At 65.7% G+C, this 21464-nt stretch carries 17 protein-coding genes; 11 read left to right on the top strand and 6 right to left on the bottom strand.

Features of this window, described 5'->3' with window-relative positions:
• Positions 1–74: 74 nt before the first annotated feature.
• A complete protein-coding gene (locus tag ACK4OE_RS08250) occupies positions 75–665 on the bottom strand; it encodes an NADPH-dependent FMN reductase (protein WP_409884237.1) in 591 nt (196 codons plus the stop codon).
• A 33-nt stretch (positions 666–698) separates the two neighbouring features.
• On the opposite strand from ACK4OE_RS08250, the gene ACK4OE_RS08245 reads away from it, so the two are divergent.
• From ACK4OE_RS08245 to ACK4OE_RS08220, 6 genes are all read left to right on the top strand, one after another.
• On the top strand, positions 699–1418 hold the full coding sequence (locus ACK4OE_RS08245; protein ID WP_409884236.1) for a GntR family transcriptional regulator: 720 nt from the start codon (positions 699–701) through the stop codon (positions 1416–1418).
• Between the two features lie 433 nt (positions 1419–1851).
• Complete coding sequence (locus tag ACK4OE_RS08240) at positions 1852–2712, top strand: fumarylacetoacetate hydrolase family protein (protein WP_409884235.1); 861 nt, start codon at positions 1852–1854, stop codon at positions 2710–2712.
• A 102-nt stretch (positions 2713–2814) separates the two neighbouring features.
• Positions 2815–3786 (top strand): Bug family tripartite tricarboxylate transporter substrate binding protein, encoded by a 972-nt coding sequence (locus tag ACK4OE_RS08235; protein WP_409884234.1) that lies wholly within the window; start codon positions 2815–2817, stop codon positions 3784–3786.
• A gap of 29 nt (positions 3787–3815) precedes the next feature.
• Positions 3816–4394 (top strand): amino acid synthesis family protein, encoded by a 579-nt coding sequence (locus tag ACK4OE_RS08230; RefSeq protein WP_409884233.1) that lies wholly within the window; start codon positions 3816–3818, stop codon positions 4392–4394.
• Positions 4395–4396: 2 nt separating this feature from the next.
• Positions 4397–5407: a zinc-dependent alcohol dehydrogenase family protein gene (locus ACK4OE_RS08225; RefSeq protein ID WP_409884232.1), complete on the top strand. Its 1011-nt coding sequence runs from the start codon at positions 4397–4399 to the stop codon at positions 5405–5407.
• A 49-nt stretch (positions 5408–5456) separates the two neighbouring features.
• A complete protein-coding gene (locus tag ACK4OE_RS08220; protein ID WP_409884249.1) occupies positions 5457–6017 on the top strand; it encodes a VOC family protein in 561 nt (186 codons plus the stop codon).
• 181 nt (positions 6018–6198) lie between these two features.
• On the opposite strand, the gene ACK4OE_RS08215 is transcribed toward ACK4OE_RS08220, so the two are convergent.
• The 3 genes from ACK4OE_RS08215 to nadC form a co-directional block, all read right to left on the bottom strand.
• Complete coding sequence (locus ACK4OE_RS08215; protein WP_409884230.1) at positions 6199–8013, bottom strand: chorismate-binding protein; 1815 nt, start codon at positions 8011–8013, stop codon at positions 6199–6201.
• A 72-nt stretch (positions 8014–8085) separates the two neighbouring features.
• Complete coding sequence (nadA, locus tag ACK4OE_RS08210) at positions 8086–9216, bottom strand: quinolinate synthase NadA (protein WP_409884228.1); 1131 nt, start codon at positions 9214–9216, stop codon at positions 8086–8088.
• Positions 9213–10082 (bottom strand): carboxylating nicotinate-nucleotide diphosphorylase, encoded by an 870-nt coding sequence (gene nadC, locus ACK4OE_RS08205; protein WP_409884226.1) that lies wholly within the window; start codon positions 10080–10082, stop codon positions 9213–9215. The genes nadA and nadC overlap by 4 nt, the downstream gene beginning before the upstream one ends.
• 132 nt (positions 10083–10214) lie before the next feature.
• Between nadC and panB the strand changes: the two genes are divergently transcribed.
• Positions 10215–11096 (top strand): 3-methyl-2-oxobutanoate hydroxymethyltransferase, encoded by an 882-nt coding sequence (panB, locus tag ACK4OE_RS08200; RefSeq protein WP_409884225.1) that lies wholly within the window; start codon positions 10215–10217, stop codon positions 11094–11096.
• Positions 11097–11132: 36 nt separating this feature from the next.
• Positions 11133–11978: a pantoate--beta-alanine ligase gene (gene panC, locus ACK4OE_RS08195; protein WP_409884224.1), complete on the top strand. Its 846-nt coding sequence runs from the start codon at positions 11133–11135 to the stop codon at positions 11976–11978.
• 74 nt (positions 11979–12052) lie between these two features.
• Here the strand turns inward: panC and ACK4OE_RS08190 are convergent, their stop codons facing one another.
• Entirely contained in the window at positions 12053–12775 is a 723-nt protein-coding gene (locus ACK4OE_RS08190) for an alpha/beta fold hydrolase (protein ID WP_409884223.1), read from the bottom strand.
• A gap of 184 nt (positions 12776–12959) precedes the next feature.
• Here ACK4OE_RS08190 and ACK4OE_RS08185 point away from each other — a divergent pair, with 184 nt between their 5' ends.
• The 3 genes from ACK4OE_RS08185 (at position 12960) to ACK4OE_RS08175 (ending at position 20470) form a co-directional block, all read left to right on the top strand.
• Complete coding sequence (locus tag ACK4OE_RS08185) at positions 12960–16463, top strand: DUF2126 domain-containing protein (protein ID WP_409884222.1); 3504 nt, start codon at positions 12960–12962, stop codon at positions 16461–16463.
• A gap of 221 nt (positions 16464–16684) precedes the next feature.
• The gene (locus ACK4OE_RS08180) at positions 16685–19309 is read left to right on the top strand and encodes a circularly permuted type 2 ATP-grasp protein (protein ID WP_409884248.1); all 2625 of its coding nucleotides are present in this window, start codon (positions 16685–16687) and stop codon (positions 19307–19309) included.
• A 168-nt stretch (positions 19310–19477) separates the two neighbouring features.
• Entirely contained in the window at positions 19478–20470 is a 993-nt protein-coding gene (locus ACK4OE_RS08175) for a transglutaminase N-terminal domain-containing protein (protein WP_409884221.1), read from the top strand.
• Here ACK4OE_RS08175 and ACK4OE_RS08170 read toward each other — a convergent pair.
• On the bottom strand, positions 20436–21395 hold the full coding sequence (locus ACK4OE_RS08170) for an alpha-E domain-containing protein (RefSeq protein WP_409884220.1): 960 nt from the start codon (positions 21393–21395) through the stop codon (positions 20436–20438). The two genes, ACK4OE_RS08175 and ACK4OE_RS08170, sit on opposite strands and share 35 nt — an antisense overlap.
• Positions 21396–21464: the final 69 nt, after the last annotated feature.

Raw genomic sequence — 21464 nt, 5'->3', positions numbered from 1 at the left:
CACCGCGCGGCGACGGCTCACCAGGCGCACAACCAGATGGTGGATCCTCTTGTCACCCAACGCACGCCGGGTGGTTATGACGCCTCACCCGAACGCATAGCAAGCCAACGAATTTCGTCGACCAGTTCCAGCAGACCTGTCGCAATAAAACCAAGTGTTGACTCATCAACCAGGCGACCTTCCTGAATGCGGGCAGCGATGCCTGCGATGGCAATATGCTGGCGCACCAGTGGTCGTGCCAGCGTAGCTGCCAGCGCATCGCGGATCTGAGCCTGCGCACGCACGCCGCCCGCAGTGCCGGGCGATGCGGTCATGATGAGTACCGGTTTTCCCTTGAGCGGCGACGCAAAGCCCGGGCGCGAGGCCCAATCGATCGCGTTCTTTAGCACGCCGGGGATACCGTAGTTGTACTCGGGCGAGCAAAGCACGAGACCGTCCGCACTGGCAATGGCGCTCTTGAGCTGGGCCACGGCGGCGGGGGGCATGTCACCGTCGAGATCTGCGTTGTACAAGGGGACTTCATCGAGAGGAAAAATTTCCAGCGCGACCCCTGGCGGCAGCAGCGGAGGCAGGCTGCGCAGCACGGCGGTGCAATGCGAGGCGCGTCGGATACTGCCGGAGATGGCAACCAGTCGGATGGATGGGGTCTGCGGTTCAGTGGTCATGGGGTTAGCTCCTTCTTTCAAAGCTTCCAGTTTATGCATAAAATTAATTACATGTATAAAAACGACACACCTGCACGCACGCCGCCCCTGGTGGACCAGGCCTTCGCGCAATTGCGCCGTGATGTGTTGAACGGGACATACAGTGCTGGCGCCAAGCTCAAGCTCGACGAGTTGCAGGCGACCTACGGCTTTTCCAGCAGCCCCCTGCGTGAGGCCCTGAGCCGCCTCGCACAAGAGGGCCTGATTCGTGCCGACGAGCGGCGAGGGTTTAGGGTGGCGGCCGTCTCGGCCGAAGACCTGGCCGACATCACCCGCATGCGCGTCATGCTGGACGTGCAGGCCCTGCGCGAATCCATTGCCCATGGCGATGATGCCTGGGAGGCGCTGGTGGTGGGTGCCTTCCACCGGCTGGAGAAGGTAGAAGCACGGCTCAGCGAGGGCCCTGTGGTCTTGGACCAGGGGTGGACCGATGTTCATACTGCTTTCCACATGGCACTGATTTCTGCCAGTCCTTCGGAGCGCCTGCGCACCTGGAGCGCAAGCCTGTTCGACCAGGCCGAGCGCTACCGCCGCTATTCAGCCCGCTTTCGCAAGACGTTCAAGCACAAGTCGAGCGAGCACCGAAAACTCATGGATGCCACCTTGCGGCGCGATGCGGACACCGCCTGCGCACTGCTTGAAGAGCACATCCTGAGCACGCAGCGCAACGTGCTGGCGGTGCTGAGCAAGGTTGAACAGACGCCAGGAAACTGAGCTCCCGCGCTTGCGCATCTGCGCCGAGTGCCGCCGCTGGCACCTCTGCGTTGGCCCGATCCCGGGCTCGGTGAAGCACACGCCACCTGCGGCGGTGCCCACCAACCCAGCCTCGCCGCACACGGCGCTGGCCTGATTTCCCCTTTCACATCCAGGCACCCCATTGGCGCGGTGCGCGACCCGGCAACGTGACATTGGCGGGCGCTTTGGCTTACGCGCTCATTCGTTGACGCGCGCACGCGCCTCGCATGGCAGACCTGCTTTACACAAGTTCCAGCATTTTGCTCAGCGTAAACCACTATGCACACAATCTGTTTTGTGCATAAAAATAACTTCCTGCATATGTTCACATTGCTTCGATGGCGCTTTCCGAAGCGCCATACGGTCCAACTTTCACCACATCACCTCTGTCCACTCAACTCCAAGGAAACCCATGAAACTGATGTCCTACGCAATCGCTGGCCGTGAAACCTGGGGTGTCGTCATTGATGACGGCGTTGCAGAACTGGCCGCACACACGGGCTATGCCACCCTGGCCGACTTCATCGCCAGCGCCGACTTCGCGCGGCGTGACGCGCTGGTGGCGGGCCTGAAGGCCGATGCGAAGCTGGCCGACGTTGTGTACCTGCCTGTGATCCCCCGCCCCGAAAAGATCGTCTGTGCAGTGCGCAACTACATGGACCACCACCAGGAAGTGCTGGCCGCCGGGATGCAGCGTGAGCTGTCTGAGCAGCCGCCCATCTTCCTGCGCGTATGGCGCTCGCAAACGCCGCACCAGGGGCCCATCGTGCGCCCCCATGTGTCTGAATCGCTGGACTGGGAAGGCGAACTGGCGGTGATCATTGGCCAGGGTGGCCGCGACATCAGCGAGGCCAAAGCCTGGGACCACGTTGCGGGATATAGCTGCTACAACGACGCCAGCGTGCGGGAGTGGCAATTCCACGCCAAGCAGATTGCATCGGGCAAGAACTTTGAATCCACCGGCGCCTTCGGTCCCTGGATGGTGACAGCCGACGAGATCGCCCCCGGCCGGGAACTCAAGTTGGAAACGCGTCTGAACGGTGCCGTGGTGCAGTCCAGCCACACAGGCCACATGATCTTCTCCATCCCGCGCCTGATCGCCTACGCATCGACCATCTTCACCTTGGTACCCGGTGACGTGATCATCACTGGCACACCCGCCGGCGTGGGCTGGAGCAAAAAGCCCCCCCAATACATGAAGCCCGGCGACGTGGTGGAGGTGGAAATCGAGGCCATCGGCCTGCTGCGCAACCCGGTGGTGGCCCAAGGCTAAGCGCCATCTGGCCATTGCCATCCACCCGTCCGTCCGATCTCATTCATTCACCACGCAAGGGTAGAGACAGGCCCCACGCGGCCGCCGCCCATGGAGACAAGCATGCACAGAAGACACGTCCTGGCCGCCTGCGGCGCGGCAGCCCTCACCTGGCCCGCGCTGCCTGCGCTGGCCCAGGCTTATCCGGAGCGGGCCATCAAGCTCTACCAGGGCTTTGCGCCCGGCGGCAATGCCGACGCGATTGCGCGCGCCGTCGGTATGGAGATGGCCAAGACCCTGGGCCAGCCCATGGTGGTCGAAGCGCAGTCGGGCGCCGGCGGCACCATTGCGGCCACCACGGTGGCGCGTGCCAAGCCCGACGGCTACACGCTGCTGCTGGCCACCGGCGGGCATGCGGTGGCAGGCGCGCTGTACAACACGCTGCCCTACAAGTCGGTGGCAGATTTCGAGATGATCTCCACGATCACCTTTTTCCCGTTCCTGGTGGTGGTCAACGCCAACTCCAAAGTCCAGACCCTGCGCGAAGTCATGGCCACCGCGCAGGCGGCACCGGGCACGGTCGGGTACGGCACGGCCGGGGTGGGTTCCACCCACCACCTGGCGGGCGAGCTACTGGCCAAGATGGCCAACGTGAATCTACTGCACGTACCGTACCGGGGCGACGCTGCATCAATCACCGCGTTGCTGGCGGGGGACGTGCCCTTCATCATTGCCCCACCCACGGCGGTGCTGACCAATATTCAGGCGGGCAAGCTGCGCGCCATCGCCACCACTGGCCCACAACGCTGGTCGGGCCTGCCGAACGTGCCCACCGTGGCAGAGCAAGGCGTTGCAGGCTACGACGTGCGCTCATGGGCCGGATTGCTGGCGCCTGCAGGAACTCCACGCCCAGTGGTAGACCGACTCAATGCCGAAACCTTGCGTGCTCTGCAGGCACCGGCCGTGCGCCAGCGGCTGGAGGACATGGGTGGCGAGGCGCGCGGCAGCACGCCGGAGGAGATGAAGGCCATGGTCAGCAAAGAGATAGAAAAATGGCAGCAGGTCGTGGCGGACGCCAAGATCACCAAACAATGAACCATTGCATTCACTGAAAGATTTTGTACATGACTTTGATCGCCATACGCAAACGCAGTTTCACCATGGAAACCATCTTCCACGAAGGTGGCCCGCCGGCAGATACGCCGCTGCGCGTCGCGTCGGCCTGCGCGGTGGTGCGCAACCCCTATGCCGGGCGCTACGAGCCCGACCTGCTCCCCTTCATGGCCGAGCTGCGCAGCCTGGGCACCCTGCTTGCCCAAGAGCTGACGGACGCACTGGGCAAAGAGAATGTGCAGGCCTACAGCAAAGCAGCCATCGTGGGCGTCAACGGTGAGCTGGAGCACGGTGCAGTCTGGCACGAGGCAGGTGGCTGGGCCATGCGCCAAGTGTTGGGTGAACCCAAGGCGATCGTGCCAGCTGCCAAGGCAGTGGCGGCCACTGGCTACCGGCTGATGGTCCCGTTGCACTACATCCATGCCGCTTACGTACGCAGCCACTTCAACAGCGCTGAGGTAGGCATCCAGGACGCCCCGCGCCCGGACGAGATCCTGTTCGCGCTGGTGATGGCCGATGGAGGACGCATTCACTCGCGGTTGGGCGGACTGACGCGCGAGCAGGTCTCCGTGCACGATGGGCAGCGCTGAACATGGCGGCAAACACCACGACGATGAAGGCCGTACAACTGCAAGTGACGGGCGGACCAGAGGTCCTGTCACTGGTCGATCTGCCCCTGCCCCTGCCCGGCCCGGGTGAAGTGCGCGTGCGGGCCCACGCCATCGGCGCGGGCGGGCCAGATGTGCTGATACGAAATGGCACCTACAAATGGATGCCCCCGCTGCCCGCCGTGCCCGGCAATGAGCTGGCAGGCGTGGTCGACGCAGTGGGGCCCGGCGCAAGCCGCCTGGCCGTGGGCGACCGCGTGCTGGTGAGTGCGCGCGAGCTGCCGCAACGCGGTGGCTGCTACGTGCAGGCGATCTGCGTTGCCGAAGCCGTTCCCTTCGTGTTGCCCGGCAGTATTCCCTTCGATGACGCCGTGAGCCTGGGCAACTTTCAGCTCGCTCTGGCGCTGCTGGCCAGCAACGGCAACCTGCCCGCACAGTCCATCCTGGTGCCCGGTGCGGCAGGTGGCGTGGCCACGGCGCTCGCGCAGGTGGCGCGGTCGCGCGGGTTGCGCGTGATCGGCACGGCCTCTACACCCGAAAAGCGCGCCTTCGCCTTGGAGAACGGAGTCACTGACCTCGTCGATGGCGACACACAGGCACTGCCGCAGCGGGTGATAGATCTTACGGGTGGCCGGGGCGTGGACCTGGCCTTTGACCACGTGGGCGCGGCGCTCTTTATCGCCTGCCTGCGCTCGCTGGCGCCCTCGGGCATGGCGGTGTCGTACAACATCCTCGCCGGCCCACCGTCCAGTGATGTGTTCGACGAGTTGCGCAAGCTGCTGGCCAAGAGCCTGGCCATCCGCACTTTTTCCATCCACGCGGTGGATGCCGACATCACGCAGCGCCGCGGCCTGATGGAGCAGGCCATTGCACTGATGGCCACAGGCCAGGTGCGTGCGCCGCGTGCCATGCGTATGCCGCTGGCACAGGCTCGTCAAGCCCACGAACTGCTGGACAGCGGCGGTACGCTGGGCAAGCTGGTCCTGATCCCCTGACCCCTGAAGTCCTGACCCCCTAAAGTCCTGACACATGGAACCCGCCACCATGAACCCACCCTACACCGCCAACCTCTCGCACTGCGGCATCTTTTGCCGCGACCTGGAGGTAATGAAAAACTTCTACACCGGCGTCTTCGACATGCAGGAGACCGACCGGGGCGAAGGCGTCACGTTCCGCTTCGAAATCGTGTTCCTCAGCGGGCGCGAGGACCAACACCACCAGCTGGTGCTGGCTGGCGGGAGGGCGGCAGACGCACCGAGCACGGTGATGCAGCTGTCCTTCAAGGTCAAGACCATTGACCATCTGCGCGAGGCCCGCCGACGCGCCCTGGCCCTGGGCGCTACCAAGATGCGCGGCCTCAACCACGGCAACGCGATCTCCATCTACTGCATGGACCCCGAAGACAACACGGTGGAGGTGTACCTGGACACGCCCTGGTACGTCAGCCAGCCCCATGGCGACCCCCTGGACCTGGACCAGGAGGACGAAGCCATCTGGGCGCAAACCGAGCGCGTGGTCCGCACAGACCCCAGCTTCATGCCCGTGTCAGAGTGGGCTGCGCGGTTCGCAACACGCAGCAAAGCCCGCCAGACAGCGTCGAAATAGCGCACACCGCCAAGGCCAAGCGGGGGCTGCGGCTCTCACCGCAAAGGGTCTCTAAAGGCTACGCAACCGGCAATCTGTTCACTGGAAACCGAGCCCGGCGACGCCTGCCTTGACCGGGCGCGTCTGGCGTGTTGTACCCATGCGTTGAGCGGCTCCCGCCGCACATGCCGCTGTGGGCCTCTCAAACGTCTAGCGTTGCCACAAGCCAGCCGCGCAGGCTGTTAATGAACGCCCATTTTTGCACCCTGGGTACGTCCTCTACGCGCAGCACGGCTTCGGTCATCCACCCGTCGCGGAGGGCCACCGCGCGGCCAACGCCGGGCAGCAAACCGCACGACAACGGCGGGGTGATCCACTGGTCGTCGATGAACGCTGCGATGTTGCCGAAGGTGCTTTCGGTAACCTCGCCCGCTTCGTTCCACAACACCGTGTCGAACACGCCGGGCGTGGTGGGGGCGAAGGCGGCGTAGTGTGCGCGGCGGGTGGTTTTGTAGCGCACGAACTCGCTGTGGGCCGCCTCAAACGGGCGGGTGGCCAGTTGCAGGCGCACGGGCTCGGGAGTGGGTTGCAAGGCAAAGGCTTCGGTGTGCGATCTGCCATCTGCCGACAGCAGTAGGCGCACGCGCCAGGCTCCGTCACGGTGCTGCAACGCGGCAATCTGCAGCTCTTGCCGCACGGCGTGCACGTTGCACACAAAGCCAAAGTGCGCAGCGGCCTCGACCATGCGGCGCACATGCAGGTCGGCGTGCTGAAACTTGCCGTGGTGCAGGCCCAGGGTTTCCAGAATCTGGAACGGCATGCTGGCGCGTTCGACAAACGCACGCTTGTGTCGCCATTCGGCCCATTCGGCGGCAGGCTCGGCACCCGATGTGATACCGCTGCCGATGCCGCACGTGGCTACCGAAGCCGCAGGCTTGCCATCCGCAGCGTGCAGCACCACGGTGCGAATCGGCACATTGAACGTGGCGGCCACACGATGCTGGCCACCAGGGCCCGCACTGCCCTCCACCGGCCGCACCACACCCACTGCGCCGCAGTACACACCGCGCGGGGCTTTCTCCAACGCGCGGATCATCTGCATGGCGCGCACCTTGGGTGCACCGGTGACCGAGCCACACGGGAACAGTGCCGCAAACACATCGGTCAGCATGGTGCCCGGCCGCGTGCGGGCCGTCACGTCCGACGTCATTTGCCATACCGTGGGCAGGGCCTGCGTGGCAAACAGGGCGGGCACCTGCACGCTGTGCGGCAGCGCAATGCGCGAGAGGTCGTTGCGCAGCAGGTCCACGATCATCACGTTCTCGGCGCGCTCCTTGGGCGCCGTGCGCAGGTGGGCGGCGTTGTCGGCGTCCTGCTCGGGCGTGGCGCCGCGCGGGGCCGTGCCTTTCATGGGGCGGGCCAGAATGCTGCCGCCGCCGGGCGCGTCCTTCCAGTCAAAAAACAATTCTGGCGACACCGACAGCACCTGCTCTTCGCCCGCGTCAATGTGCGCCGCGTACCCGCCGGGCTGCGCGCGCTGCAGGGCCGCAAACAGGGCGTCGGCACTGCCTTGCAATGCGCCGCTGATGGGGGCCGTGAAGTTGACCTGGTACAGCTCGCCCGCACTGATCGCCTGCTGGATTTTTGTCATGGCCGCATCAAAGTCGGCGCGGCTGAGGCTATCTGCCCACGTGACCTGCGCAGCGTCTGCCGGGGCGTGGCCTGCCACATCGTCCGGCCACGGCTGGGGCGCGTCGTACACAGCAAACCAGGCCAGCGGGCCATCGGCCGGGTGCGTCTGCAGGGCGGCATCAAACGCGGCAGCCGCCTCGTATTGCACATGGCCCACACACCAGCGGCCGCGCTGGGCAGCGGCATGCACGGCGTCGAGCACACCCCGCACGTCGGCCAGGGTGTGGGCTGCCAGCACCTCGCGTGGAGCGGCAAAGCGGTGCCGAAGCCGCGGAGCGCCCGGGTCCAGCGGCTGGGTGAAGTCAATGCAAGAAATATGAGTCAAAACAGGCGCTAGCGCTTTATTTATAAGCGCCAGTAGCTATCAAAAACAAAGCATTCAGCACGCCAACATCCGTCAGGCAGCGCCGAGGTGTGGCACCAACGCGCCGGTGGGTTGTCCGTTCTTGAGCGCGGCGGTGAAAGCCAGCATGCGGTCAATGGGCTGCCGTGCGCGCGGGATCAACGCGGCGTCCACATGGACCGCGTTGGCGCCCGTTTCCAGCACCCGCGCCACGTCAGCCAGGCCGTTCATCGCCATCCAGGGGCAGTGCGCGCAGCTTTTGCAAGTGGCACTGTTGCCTGCGGTGGGGGCTTCGTAGAAGGTCTTGCCGGGGTTGAGCGTGCGCAGCTTGTGCATCATGCCGTTGTCGGTGGCCACGATGAATTCGGTGGCATCCATGTCGCGCGCGGCCTTGAGGATGGCGCTGGTGGAGCCCACGGCATCGGCCAGGGCCACCACATCGGCGGGGCTTTCGGGGTGCACCAGCACCTTGGCGCCGGGGTGCTGCTTTTTCAGCAGATCCAGCTCCAGCGCCTTGAACTCGTCGTGCACGATGCAGGCGCCGTTCCAGAACACCATGTCTGCGCCCGTTTCGCGCTGGATGTAGGTGCCCAGGTGGCGGTCGGGCGCCCACAGGATTTTTTGCCCTGCAGCCTTCAGTGCGCCCACGATGTCGAGCGCGCAGCTGGAGGTGACCAGCCAGTCAGCCCGCGCCTTCACCGCCGCACTGGTGTTGGCGTACACCACCACGGTGCGGTCGGGGTGGGCATCACAGAAGGCGCTGAACTCGTCGATGGGACAGCCCAGGTCGAGCGAGCAGGTGGCGTCCAGGTCGGGCATGAGCACCGTCTTCTCGGGGCTGAGGATCTTGGCCGTCTCGCCCATGAAGCGAACGCCGCTCACCACCAGCGTTTGCGCGGCGTGGTCGCGGCCAAAGCGGGCCATCTCCAGCGAATCGCTCACCAAGCCGCCGGTTTCTTCGGCCAGGTCCTGCAAGTCCGGGTGCACGTAGTAGTGCGACACCATCACTGCGTTTTTCTCTTTGAGCAGGCGGCGGGTCTTGTCCTTGAGCGCAGCACGCTCCGTCTGCGATGGCTCGGGCGGCACGCGGGCCCAGGCATGTTTGGTGGCGCAGACCGCGCCCGATGCCGTTTCATCAGGCTGCTCGTACTCGACGTCGATGCGGTTCAGGGTTGCCGTGCTCATGCCAGCTCCTGCAGGCGCATGGAGAAATCGGTGGCCTTCACGTCTTTGGTCAGCGTGCCGATGGAGATGCGGTCCACGCCGGTCTCGGCCAGTTCGCGCAGGCCTTCGAGCGTGACACCGCCCGAGATTTCCAGAATGGCCCGGCCTGCATTGATGCGCACGGCTTCGCGCAGCGTGGGCAGGGGCATGTTGTCGAGCAGCACCATCTTGGCCCCGGCATCCAGCGCCTCGGCCAGCTGCTCCAGCGTTTCCACTTCGATCTCGATGAACGCTGCCTGCGCGGCTACCTTCTGGGCTGCACGCAGCACGGCGGTCACGCCACCAGCGGCCGCAATGTGGTTCTCTTTAATGAGCACCGCGTCGTGCAGACCGATACGGTGGTTGGTGCCGCCGCCCACGCGCACGGCGTACTTTTGGGCCAGGCGCAGGCCGGGCAGCGTCTTGCGGGTATCAACGATGTGGGCACGCGTGCCTGCGACCACATCCACATAAGTGCGGGTTTTGGTGGCCACGGCGGACAAGAGCTGCAAGAAGTTAAGCGCGGTGCGCTCGGCGCTCAGCAGCGCCCGGGCGTTGCCCTCCAGCTCCAGCACCACCTGGTCGGCGGCGCAGCGCTGGCCCTCGGCCACATGCCATGTGATCTGCACAGTGGGGTCGAGCGCGCGCAGGGCGGCTTCAGCCCAGGGGGCACCGCAGATAACGGCAGACTCGCGCGCCAGGATGCGCGCGCGGGCGCGGCGGGTGGGGTCGACCAGGCTGGCCGTGAGGTCGCCGGTGCCCACGTCTTCGGCCAGGGCGCGGGCCACATCGGCCTCGGCCAAGGCCATCACTTCGTTGTCTCTGAACGGTGGTTTCAAAAGCGTCATGGGCCGCGAGCATAACGGGAACTCGATGCCCACAGGCGTCAGTGCAGACCGCGTTCGTGCGTGCCTGAAACCGATAAGTACACCGATTATTGGTCGCATAGACTCGCGGCAATTTTTGCCTACTCCCGCCCTATGACCGCCGCCAGCAGCGCCACAGCCACGCCCTACGGCACCCTGCCGCCCGCATCACCCCTGCCCCAGCGCCGCCCGGTCAGCCTGCCGCGCCTGGCGCAGATGCGCGAAGCGGGTGAAAAAATCACCATGCTCACCGCCTACGACGCCACCTTTGCAGCCGTGGCCGATGCGGCGGGGGTGGAGTGCATCCTGGTGGGCGACTCGCTGGGCATGGTGTGCCAGGGCCTGGCCAGCACGGTGGGCGTGACGCTGGACACCGTGGCCTACCACACGGCCAGCGTGGCGCGGGGCCTGCACCGCGTGCAGGCCACCGCCTGGCTGGTGGCCGACCTGCCCTATGGCACCTATGCCGAAAGCCGCGAACAAGCCCTGCGCAGCGCCTGCGTGCTAATGCAGGCGGGGGCGCACATGGTCAAGCTCGAAGGTGGGGGCTGGACGGCGCCCACGGTGGATTTTTTAGTGCAGCGCGGAGTGCCGGTGTGCGCGCACCTGGGCCTGACACCACAGACGGTGCATGCCCTGGGTGGCTACCGCGTGCAGGCCAAAACCGACGACGCAGCCCTCACCCTGCGCAAGGAGGCGCACGAACTGCAGGACGCAGGCGCCGCCATGCTGGTGCTGGAGATGGTGCCCGCAGCGCTGGCCGCCGACCTGACGGCCGAGCTAACGCACTGCCACACCATCGGCATCGGTGCGGACAACGGCACGGCAGGCCAGGTGCTGGTGTTGCACGACATGCTGGGCATGAACCTGGGGAAGATGCCGAAGTTCGTGCACAACTTCATGCAGGACGCGGGCAGCGTACGCGGCGCCATGGAGGCCTATGTACAGGCCGTCAAACAGGGGCGTTTTCCCGACAACACGCAGCACGCCTGGTAAGCCCTCACCGAATTTTTCTTTGCTCTGTCCCATTCCATGCTGATTGCCCGCTCCATCGCCGACCTGCGCCAGGCCCTTGCACCCTATCGCCACCCCGCTTTCGTACCCACCATGGGCAACCTGCACGAAGGGCACATCGCCCTAGTGCGCCAGGTCAAGCCCCTGGGCGACGTGACGGTGGCCAGCATTTTTGTGAACCGCTTGCAGTTCTTGCCGCATGAAGACTTTGACAGCTACCCCCGCACCTGGGAGGCCGACTGCGCGCAGCTGCAGGCCGCCGGCTGCGATGTGCTGTTTGCGCCGCGCGAGGGCGACCTGTACCCCCAGCCACAGACCTTCAAGGTGCACCCCGACCCGGCGCTGGCTGACATGCTGGAAGGCCATTTCCGCCCCGGCTTCTTTGTGGGCGTGAGCACGGTGGTGATGAAGCTGTTTGCCTGCGTGCTGGGCCAGACTGGCGGCACCGCCGTATTTGGCAAGAAGGACTACCAGCAGCTCATGGTGATACGCCACATGGTGCAGCAGTTTGCGCTGCCCATCGATATCGTGGCGGGCGAAACCTGCCGCGCGGCCGATGGGCTGGCGCTGAGTTCACGCAACGGGTATCTGGGTCTGGAAGAGCGGCAAGAAGCCGTGGCGCTATCGCAAGCGCTGAAGCGACTGGCGCAGCAGTGGTTTTTGGCCGACCCCGCGCCGCGCGCAAGCCTTGAGCCCCAGGCCCTGGACGCCCTGCGCGCCCGCGGCTGGGCACCCGACTACATCACCGTGCGCCGCCGCGCGGACCTGCTGCCCGCGACGGCCCAAGACGCAGAGGGAACGCTGGTGGCGCTGGGCGCTGCGCGGCTGGGCAGCACGCGGTTAATTGACAACCTGGAGTTTTAATTTACTACCAATTTAATAGCTACTATCGCTTATTGGATAAGCGATAGAGACCAAAAACACTCAAAAACTCTCAATCAAATCCACCCGCTGCGGGCCAGCCATTGCACCAGCAGGTGGTTCACGGCATCGGGCTGCTCCATGGTCAGCATGTGGCCGCTGTCGGCCAGCACGGTGTGGTCGGCATGGGGGACCAGCGCCGCGATCTCGGCCGAGCATTCGGGCGGGGTGAGTTGGTCGGCGGCGCCACACACCACCAGCACGGGGCAGGTGATGTGGGGCAGGTGCAGGCGCGCATCGGGCCGGTGGATGACGGCGCGGTTCTGGCGCACCAGGTGCGCTGCACCTGCGTCCAGCACCAAGTCAAGATAGGCCTGCACCAGCGCAGGGTCGGCAGTGTTGCGGGGGTGAAACGCCAGCGCCACGTTGGGCTCGATCACTTCGCGCAGGCGGCCTTGCTCAAACAGTTCGATCGCCGCCTCGCGCAGCGCCCGCATGTCGGGCGTTTCGGGCCGCGCCGTGGTGCCCAGCAAGGCCAGCCCCGCGATGCGCTCGGGCGCTTGGCGTGCGGCTTCCATCGCGATCATCCCGCCCATGGAGGCGCCGGCCAACACCAGCGGCCCGGCATGTTGCGCCAGCAAGCGAGCGGCGAAGTCCTCGATGGCGTGCAGCGATGCGTCCTGGTGGGCCGTGGCCACCACGGGGCGCAGGGCCTGGGGCATGCGCGGCAAGACACCGCGCCACATGCGTTCATCGGCTGCAAGGCCAGGCAAAAGCAGGAGTTGGGGTGACTGGGACATGGCAGAACAGCGGAGTTATCACCAAGATGGTGCTGTGAATGGGCGGTGTGAACGCAAGGTCTGACGAGGGGGTGAGCGACGCCTCCAAACCCGCAGTCAGATTGTGAACAGGCGGTGAACAAAAGGCATCGCGCCGGGGAATTGTTGCCCACGATGGCTCGGGACTTGCTAGCATGCCCTGCATATGCCCATCCACGCCGCACTCCACCACGTCACGCACTACCAGTATGACCGGCTCGTTGGCCTTGGGCCGCAAACCGTGCGCCTGCGTCCTGCGCCCCACTGCCGCAGCACCGTGGTGTCGTACTCGCTCCGGGTCGAGCCCGAGCAGCACTTCATCAACTGGCAGCAGGACCCGTTTGCCAACTACCAGGCGCGCCTGGTGTTCCCTGAAAAAACGCGCAGCTTCAAGATCACGGTGGACCTGGTGGTCGAGATGGCGGTGTACAACCCCTTCGACTTCTTTCTGGAGCCCGAGGCCGAGCAGGTGCCGTTCAACTACAGCACCGAGATCCAGCAAGAGCTGGCCCCCTATCTGGCGGCCGACCCGATCACCCCGCTGGTCCAGGCCTATCTCGACAAGATCGACCGCAGCGAGCAGCGCACCATTGATTTTCTGGTCAAGCTCAACCAGCAGGTGTCGCAGGACATCCGCTACCTGATCCGCATGGAACCCGGCGTGCAGGGCCCCGAGGAGACGCTGCAAAAAGCCAGCGGCTCATGCCGCGACTCGGGCTGGCTGCTGGTGCAGCTGCTGCGCCACCTGGGGCTGGCGGCGCGGTTTGTGTCGGGCTACCTGATCCAGCTCACGCCCGACGTGAAGGCGCTGGATGGCCCCAGTGGCACCGAAGTCGACTTTACCGACCTGCATGCCTGGTGCGAGGTCTACCTGCCCGGCGCGGGCTGGATTGGCCTGGATGCCACCAGCGGCCTGATGGCGGGCGAGGGGCATATCCCGCTGGCCTGCACGCCACAACCTTCGGGCGCCGCACCCATTGAAGGCGGCGTGGACGAGGCCGAAGTGGAGTTCAGCCACGAGATGCGCGTGACGCGCATTTACGAATCGCCGCGCGTGACCAAGCCCTACACCGCAGACCAGTGGCAGGCGGTGCTGGCCCTGGGCGACAAAGTGGACGCTGACCTGGTGGCGGGCGACGTGCGTCTGACCATGGGCGGCGAGCCCACCTTTGTGGCTGTGGGCGACCGCGACGCTGCCGAGTGGAACACCGACGCCCTGGGGCCCACCAAACGCGGTTTTGCGACCGAGCTGGTACACAAGCTGCGCGCCGAATACGGCCAGGGCGGTTTTCTGCACTTTGGCCAGGGCAAGTGGTACCCGGGCGAGCAGTTGCCACGCTGGGCCTTGTCGATCTGCTGGCGTACCGACGGTCAGCCCGCCTGGACCAACCCCACGCTGTTTGCCGATGAGCGCGACCCGTCGCACTACACCAGCGAAGACGCCCACCGCTTTGTGCGCCACCTCACGCGCAAGCTGGGCATCACGGACCGCACCATCCTGCCGGGCTACGAGGACACGTTCTATTACCTGTGGCGCGAGCGGCGCCTGCCGGTCAATGTGGACCCGTTTGACGCCCGCCTGGACGACGAGCTGGAGCGCAACCGCCTGCGCCGCGTGTTCGAGCAAAAGCTCGACAGCGTGATCGGCTATGTGCTGCCCCTGCAGGCCCGTGACCCGGAAGATGCGGGGCCGCTGACAGGCAACCCGTGGAGCACCAGCCCCTGGTTCTTCCGCGACGAGCGCATGCTGCTCATCCCCGGCGATTCGCCCATGGGATACCGCCTGCCGCTGGACGCCCTGCCCTGGGTGAGCGCGGCCGACACGGACCATCTCATCCCGCAAGACCCGAGCGTGCCCCAAGGCCCGCTGGCCGCGGCCACCACACTGCGCGCACGCTACACGGCAACCGGCCCCATCACCGGCGACCGCGACCTGCCCTACCTGGCAGGCGCCACCGCCCCTGGCGAAGCACGCCGCATGGCGCAGCAAGGCGCCGCAGGCGGCGACCACGCGCGCCAGGCCGGCCAGCCCGATCCGCAGGCGGGTGTGCAGCCACCAGCGCGCTTCGTATCGGCTGCCGGTTTGTCGCGCACGGCGATGTGTGTGGAGGTGCGTGACCCACGCCGCGCCAGCGGCCCCAAGGCCGAGCTGGTGGGCGAGAAATACGGCGTGCTCTATGTCTTCATGCCGCCGCTGGCGCGCCTCAGTGACTACCTGGACCTGCTCGCCGCCGTGGAGGCCACAGCGACCGATCTGGGCATGAAGATCGTGCTGGAAGGCTACCCACCGCCGCGCGATGCGCGCCTGAAGGTGCTGGCGGTCACGCCCGACCCGGGGGTGATCGAGGTGAACATCCACCCCGCCACCCACTGGCGCGAGCTGGTCGAGCACACCGAGTTTTTGTACCAGGCCGCCTGGGAGACGCGCCTGTCGGCAGAGAAGTTCATGACCGACGGCCGCCACACCGGCACCGGGGGCGGCAATCACTTTGTGATGGGCGGCGCCACGCCGGCTGACTCACCGTTCTTGCGCAAGCCCGAGCTGCTGGCCAGCCTGTTGCTGTACTGGCACAACCACCCCTCGCTGAGCTACCTGTTCAGCGGCCTCTTTATTGGCCCGACCAGCCAGGCGCCGCGCGTGGACGAAGCGCGCAACGACCAGTTGTACGAGCTGGAGATCGCGCTGCGCGAGATCGAGACCAACCGCGCGACCTACGGACAAGACATGCCGCCGTGGGTGGTAGACCGCACGCTGCGCAACATCCTGGTGGACGTCACCGGCAACACGCACCGCAGCGAGTTCTCCATCGACAAGATGTATTCGCCCGACAGCAGCACCGGCCGCCTGGGACTTCTGGAGTTGCGCGCCTTCGAGATGCCCCCCCACGCCCACATGAGCGTGGTTCAGCAGTTGCTGCTGCGCGCCCTGATTGCGCGGTTCTGGAAGGCACCGTACCGCGCCCCCGCCGCACGCTGGGGCACCGAGTTGCACGACCGCTGGATGCTGCCCACCTTCATCCAGCAGGACATGCACGATGTGGTGGCCGAGATGGCGGAGGCGGGCTATGCGTTCGACCCCGCATGGTTCGCGCCGCAGTTTGAGTTTCGCTTTCCGCTGGTCGGCATGGTGCAGTCGATGGGTGTGGAGCTCACGCTGCGCAACGCGCTGGAGCCCTGGCATGTGATGGGAGAGGAAGGGTCTGCAGCGGGCACCGTGCGGTATGTGGACTCATCGCTGGAGCGCATCGAGGTGCGCGTGACGGGGCTGAACGAAAGCCGCCATGTGGTCACCGTCAATGGCCAGCCGCTGCCGCTGCAAACCACCGGCACCACCGGCGAGTTTGTGGCAGGTGTGCGCTACAAGGCCTGGAACCCGCCATCGGCCCTGCACCCCACCATCGGCGCCCATGCACCACTGACGTTTGACATTGTGGACACCTGGATGAACCGGTCGCTTGGTGGCTGCCAGTACCATGTGGCGCACCCCGGCGGGCGCAACTACAACACGTTTCCGGTCAACGCCTACGAGGCAGAAAGCCGCCGCATGGCGCGCTTCTTTCGCATGGGACACACGCCGGGCAAGCTGGCGGTGCCGCCGGCCACCATCGAGTTACCGGGCAGCCGCGAGTTTCCGTTCACGCTGGATTTGCGGCGCAAGATGCGGCCGTGAGTTGACTCCCCCTGAGTCGCCTGCGGCGCCTTCCCCTGAAGGGGGACGACGCCCTCGCGGCGGGGCGGCCCTTGCTTGGCGTCCCTGGCCTGGGGCGCGCCAGTTTCGCCGGTTGTGGGTAACCCGCAGAGTCCTGGAGACCAAATGCCCGAGAATCCAGCGCAGTGGAACCATTGAACGACACCCTTTTTCCCCTGGATGCACAGGACACCGCCGCCGGTATGGCCGCGGCTCTGGCGCCAGCCGCCGCGGCCGGGCATTTTGACGAGCTGCGTGGCTGCGACCTGACACCGCACACCAATGACAACGATGACGACGAAGCCAAAGATGAAGACGGCGAAAAGGCACAGGGCAGCGAAGCCTCAGTAGACGCGGCCCGGGCATCAGCATCCATCGAACCTGGCATCTCCAGCACTTGGAGCGACTTTTTCGAACACCTGGGGAGCGCTGGGTTTGAAGACCTGGACCGGCGCACCCAAAGCCTGCAACGGCAGGTGCGCGACAACGGCATCACGTACAACGTGTACGCCGATGCGGGCGGGCCGCAACGCCCCTGGTCGGTGGACCTGTTCCCGCTCATCCTCTCGCAACAGGACTGGGCGCACATCGAACACGGCGTGCAGCAACGCGCGCGTCTGCTTGACCGTGTGATGGCCGATGTCTATGGCCCGCAAGCGCTGCTGCGCCAGGGGCTGATCCCCAGCGCGCTGGTGCAGGGCCACCCGGGCTATCTGCGCGCCATGCACGGGGTTAAGCCTGTAGGCGGCACACACCTGCACATCGCAGCGTTCGACATGGCCCGCGACGCCAAAGGTGACTGGTGGGTGGTCACGCAGCGCACGCAGGCACCGTCGGGCCTGGGGTATCTGCTGGAAAACCGCCTGCTGATTTCGCGGCTGTTTCCTGAAGCGTTCAGCCAGATGCATGTGCAGCGCCTGGCGGCCACATACCGCGCACTGCTGGACGGCCTGCGGCAGATGAGCCCGGCGGGTCAGGATGCGCGCATCGTGCTGCTGACGCCGGGCCCCTACAACGAAACCTATTTTGAGCACGCCTACCTGGCCCGTTACCTGGGCCTCACGCTGGTGGAGGGGAACGACCTCACCGTGCGCGACGATCACCTGTACCTGAAAACCTTGCACGGCCTGCAGCCCGTGCACGGCATCCTCAAACGGCTGGACGACGAGTTTCTGGACCCGCTGGAACTGCGCAGCGACTCGCGCCTGGGCGTGCCCGGCCTGCTGCAGGCCATCCGCGCAGGCAACGTGCTGGTGTCCAACGCGCCGGGCTCGGCGTTCCTGGAGTCTTCAGCGCTGCTGGGCTTCATGCCGGCGCTGTCGCGCCACCTGCTGGGCGAAGAGCTGGTTCTGCCCGCGCTACCCACCTGGTGGTGCGGCGAGCAGGCTGCCATGCAGGAGGTGTTGCCTGAGCTGGCCCAAAGCGTCATTCGCCCCACCTGGCCCATGGCGCAGAGGGGCCCGGTGCTGGGGGGCGCACTGTCGCCGCAAGAACTGAATGAGTGGTCCGAGCGCATCCAGGCGCAGGGCGACGAACACACCGTGCAGGCCTACCTGCCGCTTTCGCAGATGCCCACCTGGCGCACGGACCACCGGGGAAGCCACATCTCGCCGCGGTCGGTGATGCTGCGGGTGTTTGCCGTGTGCGACGGCCCGGATTCATGGCGCGTGCTGCCCGGCGGGCTGGCACGCATCGCCAACGACGAGCGCGAAATCACGTCGATGCAGCGTGGCGGCAGCAGTGCCGATGTGTGGGTGCTGACCGACGGCCATGTGGACAAGACCACCCTGCTGGCGCACAACCAGAGCGCACCGGCCGTGGTGCACCGTAGCCGCCGGGTGACCAGCCGCTCGGCCGAGAACCTCTTCTGGCTGGGCCGCTACACCGAACGCACCGAGAACGTGACCCGGCTCGCACGCATCGCCATCCAGTGTCTCAATGGCGAGGACCAGTCGTCGCAGCCTCTACTGGCCTGGTTGAACACCATGGCCGTGAGCCAGGGCCTGGTATTGCCTACCGTGCCACCGGCAACGCAGGCGCGGCGCGTGTTTGAGCGCTCGCTCATCGCCGGGCTGACCAACGCGGCCCAGGTGACCAGCGTGGGATACAACCTGCGCGGCATCATGGGGGCGGCATCGGCCGTGCGCGACCGGCTTTCGCAAGAGCACTGGAACCTGATCGTCAGCGCCGATGCGGAGTTTTTTGCGCAGCGCCCGGGAGCTGCCGAAGATGGCGACTATCTGCCGCTGGAGGCCCTGCGCCAGCTGGAGACCCTGAGCGGACGCACTGCAGCCATGACCGGACAGCAGACCGACCGCATGACGCGCGATGACGGCTGGCGCCTGCTGTCTATCGGCCGGCACCTGGAGCGCCTGGGGTTTCTGGCGGCAGCGCTGCACAGCGGCCTGCAGACCGGTGCGGTGGCGGATGAAAGTGGCTTTGAGGCCATGCTGGGACTGTTCGACAGCACCATCACCTTTCACGCCCAGTACCAGCAGCGGCGCGACATGCCGGCCCTGCTCGACCTGCTGGTGATCGACCGCGACAACCCCCGCTCGCTCGCCTGGGTAGCGCAGACCCTGCGGGGCCGCATTGCCAAAATTGAAGCGGCGGCGGGCACGCCCGGCGAGTCTGCGGGCGCGGGGATCCCTGAAGCGTCTGACGTGTCGCTGGCAGCCCTGTGCGAGCAGGATGCTGCGGGCCGGTATGCGACGCTGGAGCAATACCTGAGCGGTTGTGTGGACGGTGTCTCAAGCCTGTCAGATGTGCTGGCCACGCGCTATTTCACGCACTCGGCCGATGCACTGCGGCACAGTGTGGGGGTTTGAGATGGAACACCCCTTTGAGGCGCTGCGCGCCACCCCCCCGCTCTCGCACCGCTGCGCGTTGCGGGCAGGGGGACGCAGCCATCACTGCGGGGCGGCCCTTGCTCGGCTGCCCTCGTCTCGAGCGCGCCGGTTTCAAACACAGCCTCCAATTTCAATGCCTGGATTGCCATGAGACTGCGCGTCATCCACGAAACGGTGTACCACTACACCCCGGCGGTGCAGAATGCCCAGCACATGGCGCACTTGCGTCCACGCACCGGCTTGGTGCAGCGCGTGCTGACCCATGCGCTGCAGGTGGAGCCTGCGCCCGCGCAGTGTGAAACCACCGAGGACGTGTTTGGCAATACGCGCGCCTTCTTCAGCCTGCCGTTTACCCACGAAACGCTGCGCGTGCGCGCCGAAACGCTGCTGGAGACCACGCCACCGCCCGCCGCGCCGCCGGGAGAGCCTTGGGAGCGGGTGCGCGAGCGCCTGTGCTACCGCCGCGGTTTGCCCTACCAGCCTGCGGCCGAGTTCGGTTTTGCCTCGCCTTACATTCCGCGGCACGCCGAGTTTGTGGCCTATGCCCTTGAAAGTTTTACGCCAGACCGCCCCGTTCTGGAGGCGGCCAGCGACCTGATGTCGCGTATCCACGCCGATTTTGAATACGCCGCCCAAGCCACGGATGCGGGCACGCCCGCACTCGAATCCCTGCGGCTGCGCCGGGGCGTGTGCCAGGATTTCGCGCACGTAATGATTGGCTGCCTGCGCGGCATGGGCCTGGCCGCGCGGTATGTCAGCGGCTATTTGCTGACGGAGCCACCACCAGGACAGCCGCGGCTAGTCGGGGCCGACGCGTCGCACGCCTGGGTTTCGGTGTGGTCACCCAGTGCCGCGCAGAGCAATGGAGAGGATGGCGCAAACACCAAGAGCACGGAATGGTTTGATCTGGACCCGACCAATGATCGGGCTGCGGGTGAAGACTATGTGACCCTGGCCATTGGGCGTGACTACTCGGATGTCTCGCCGGTGCGGGGCGTGATCCATGGCGGCGACCACCATGTGCTGCAGGTCGCGGTCACCGTGGAACCAGCACCGACTCCAGTGGCCGAGCGGGTGGTGGAGGCAAAAACGGAAGCAGCCCCTGCTACGCCGTCGAAGGCACCAGAAAGTCCCGGCTGATGCGTGCGCCCAGGTCGTTCACGCGTTCGAGAAATTGCGTGAGGTAGGCGTGCAGGCCGTTGGTCAAAATTTCGTCGATGTGGGAAAACTTCAGGTGCGCCAGCAGCCGCCCGGCGTGGCGCTGTGTTTCTGCAGACTGCGTGCTGCCCAGCATGTCCAGGTTGCCCATCACCTCCTTCATGCAGGCATGCAATGAGCGCGGCATGTCCGCACGCAGGATCAGCAGCTCGGCCACCCGCTCCGGGGTGATCACGTCGCGGTACACCTTGCGATAGGTCTCGAAGCCCGAAACGCTCAGCAAGACGGCGCTCCAGTGGTAGAAATCGTAGTCCTGGTCTTGGGCTGCAGCGGCGCCAAAGAAGTCGCTCTGCACCGCATGGAACTTCACGTCCAGCAGCCGCGCGGTGTTGTCTGCCAGCTCCAGAAACGTGCCAAGCCGCATAAAGTGCAATGCCTCGTCCTGCAGCATGGTGCCAACCGTGACACCCCGTGTGAGGTGGGAGCGGAACTTCACCCATTCAAAAAACCGCGCAGGGTCATTCTCCAGCGCGCCGTCCTGGATGAGCCGGTTCACCTCCAGCCAAGTCTGGTTCTGAATCTCCCACGCCTCGGTGTTCAGAGCACCCCGCACGGCCCGCGCGTTTTCTCGCGCAGCCTGCAGGCAGGCCACGATGGACGAGGGGTTGGCCGGGTCTTTGACCATGAAATGGAGTACCTTGGCCGGAACCACTTCGCCATGCAATGCGGTGTAGGCGGGCAGCAGTTCGCTGATGGACAGCAGCCCCTGCCACCCCAGCAGCGCGACCTCGGGCGACTGCGGCAACAGCGCGCTCTGGTAGTTGACGTCAAGCATGCGGGCGGTGTTCTCTGCCCGCTCGGTATATCTGGCCATCCAGAACAGATGATCGGCAGTGCGGCTCAACATGGTCTTTCCCTCTATCGGTTCGGGATTCGGTCTGTGAGGGCCGATGTCCTGGCAGACACAAAGCAAGTT

It is taken from the genome of Acidovorax sp., from assembly GCF_046314175.1.
Lineage (GTDB): Bacteria > Pseudomonadota > Gammaproteobacteria > Burkholderiales > Burkholderiaceae_C > Acidovorax.
This window is presented reverse-complemented; position numbering and strand designations above follow the sequence as displayed.

Excerpts from the sequence above, each read along its gene's own strand:
- ACK4OE_RS08220 (WP_409884249.1), top strand. The coding sequence starts at position 5,457 with ATGAACCCACCCTACACCGCCAACCTCTCGCACTGCGGCATCTTTTGC.
- ACK4OE_RS08225 (WP_409884232.1), top strand. The coding sequence starts at position 4,397 with ATGGCGGCAAACACCACGACGATGAAGGCCGTACAACTGCAAGTGACG.
- ACK4OE_RS08250 (WP_409884237.1), bottom strand. The coding sequence starts at position 665 with ATGACCACTGAACCGCAGACCCCATCCATCCGACTGGTTGCCATCTCC.
- ACK4OE_RS08240 (WP_409884235.1), top strand. The coding sequence starts at position 1,852 with ATGAAACTGATGTCCTACGCAATCGCTGGCCGTGAAACCTGGGGTGTC.
- panC (WP_409884224.1), top strand. The coding sequence starts at position 11,133 with ATGCTGATTGCCCGCTCCATCGCCGACCTGCGCCAGGCCCTTGCACCC.
- ACK4OE_RS08230 (WP_409884233.1), top strand. The coding sequence starts at position 3,816 with ATGACTTTGATCGCCATACGCAAACGCAGTTTCACCATGGAAACCATC.
- ACK4OE_RS08235 (WP_409884234.1), top strand. The coding sequence starts at position 2,815 with ATGCACAGAAGACACGTCCTGGCCGCCTGCGGCGCGGCAGCCCTCACC.
- panB (WP_409884225.1), top strand. The coding sequence starts at position 10,215 with ATGACCGCCGCCAGCAGCGCCACAGCCACGCCCTACGGCACCCTGCCG.
- ACK4OE_RS08190 (WP_409884223.1), bottom strand. The coding sequence starts at position 12,775 with ATGTCCCAGTCACCCCAACTCCTGCTTTTGCCTGGCCTTGCAGCCGAT.
- nadA (WP_409884228.1), bottom strand. The coding sequence starts at position 9,216 with ATGAGCACGGCAACCCTGAACCGCATCGACGTCGAGTACGAGCAGCCT.
- ACK4OE_RS08185 (WP_409884222.1), top strand. The coding sequence starts at position 12,960 with ATGCCCATCCACGCCGCACTCCACCACGTCACGCACTACCAGTATGAC.
- ACK4OE_RS08170 (WP_409884220.1), bottom strand. The coding sequence starts at position 21,395 with ATGTTGAGCCGCACTGCCGATCATCTGTTCTGGATGGCCAGATATACC.
- ACK4OE_RS08245 (WP_409884236.1), top strand. The coding sequence starts at position 699 with ATGCATAAAATTAATTACATGTATAAAAACGACACACCTGCACGCACG.
- ACK4OE_RS08180 (WP_409884248.1), top strand. The coding sequence starts at position 16,685 with ATGGCCGCGGCTCTGGCGCCAGCCGCCGCGGCCGGGCATTTTGACGAG.
- ACK4OE_RS08175 (WP_409884221.1), top strand. The coding sequence starts at position 19,478 with ATGAGACTGCGCGTCATCCACGAAACGGTGTACCACTACACCCCGGCG.
- nadC (WP_409884226.1), bottom strand. The coding sequence starts at position 10,082 with ATGACGCTTTTGAAACCACCGTTCAGAGACAACGAAGTGATGGCCTTG.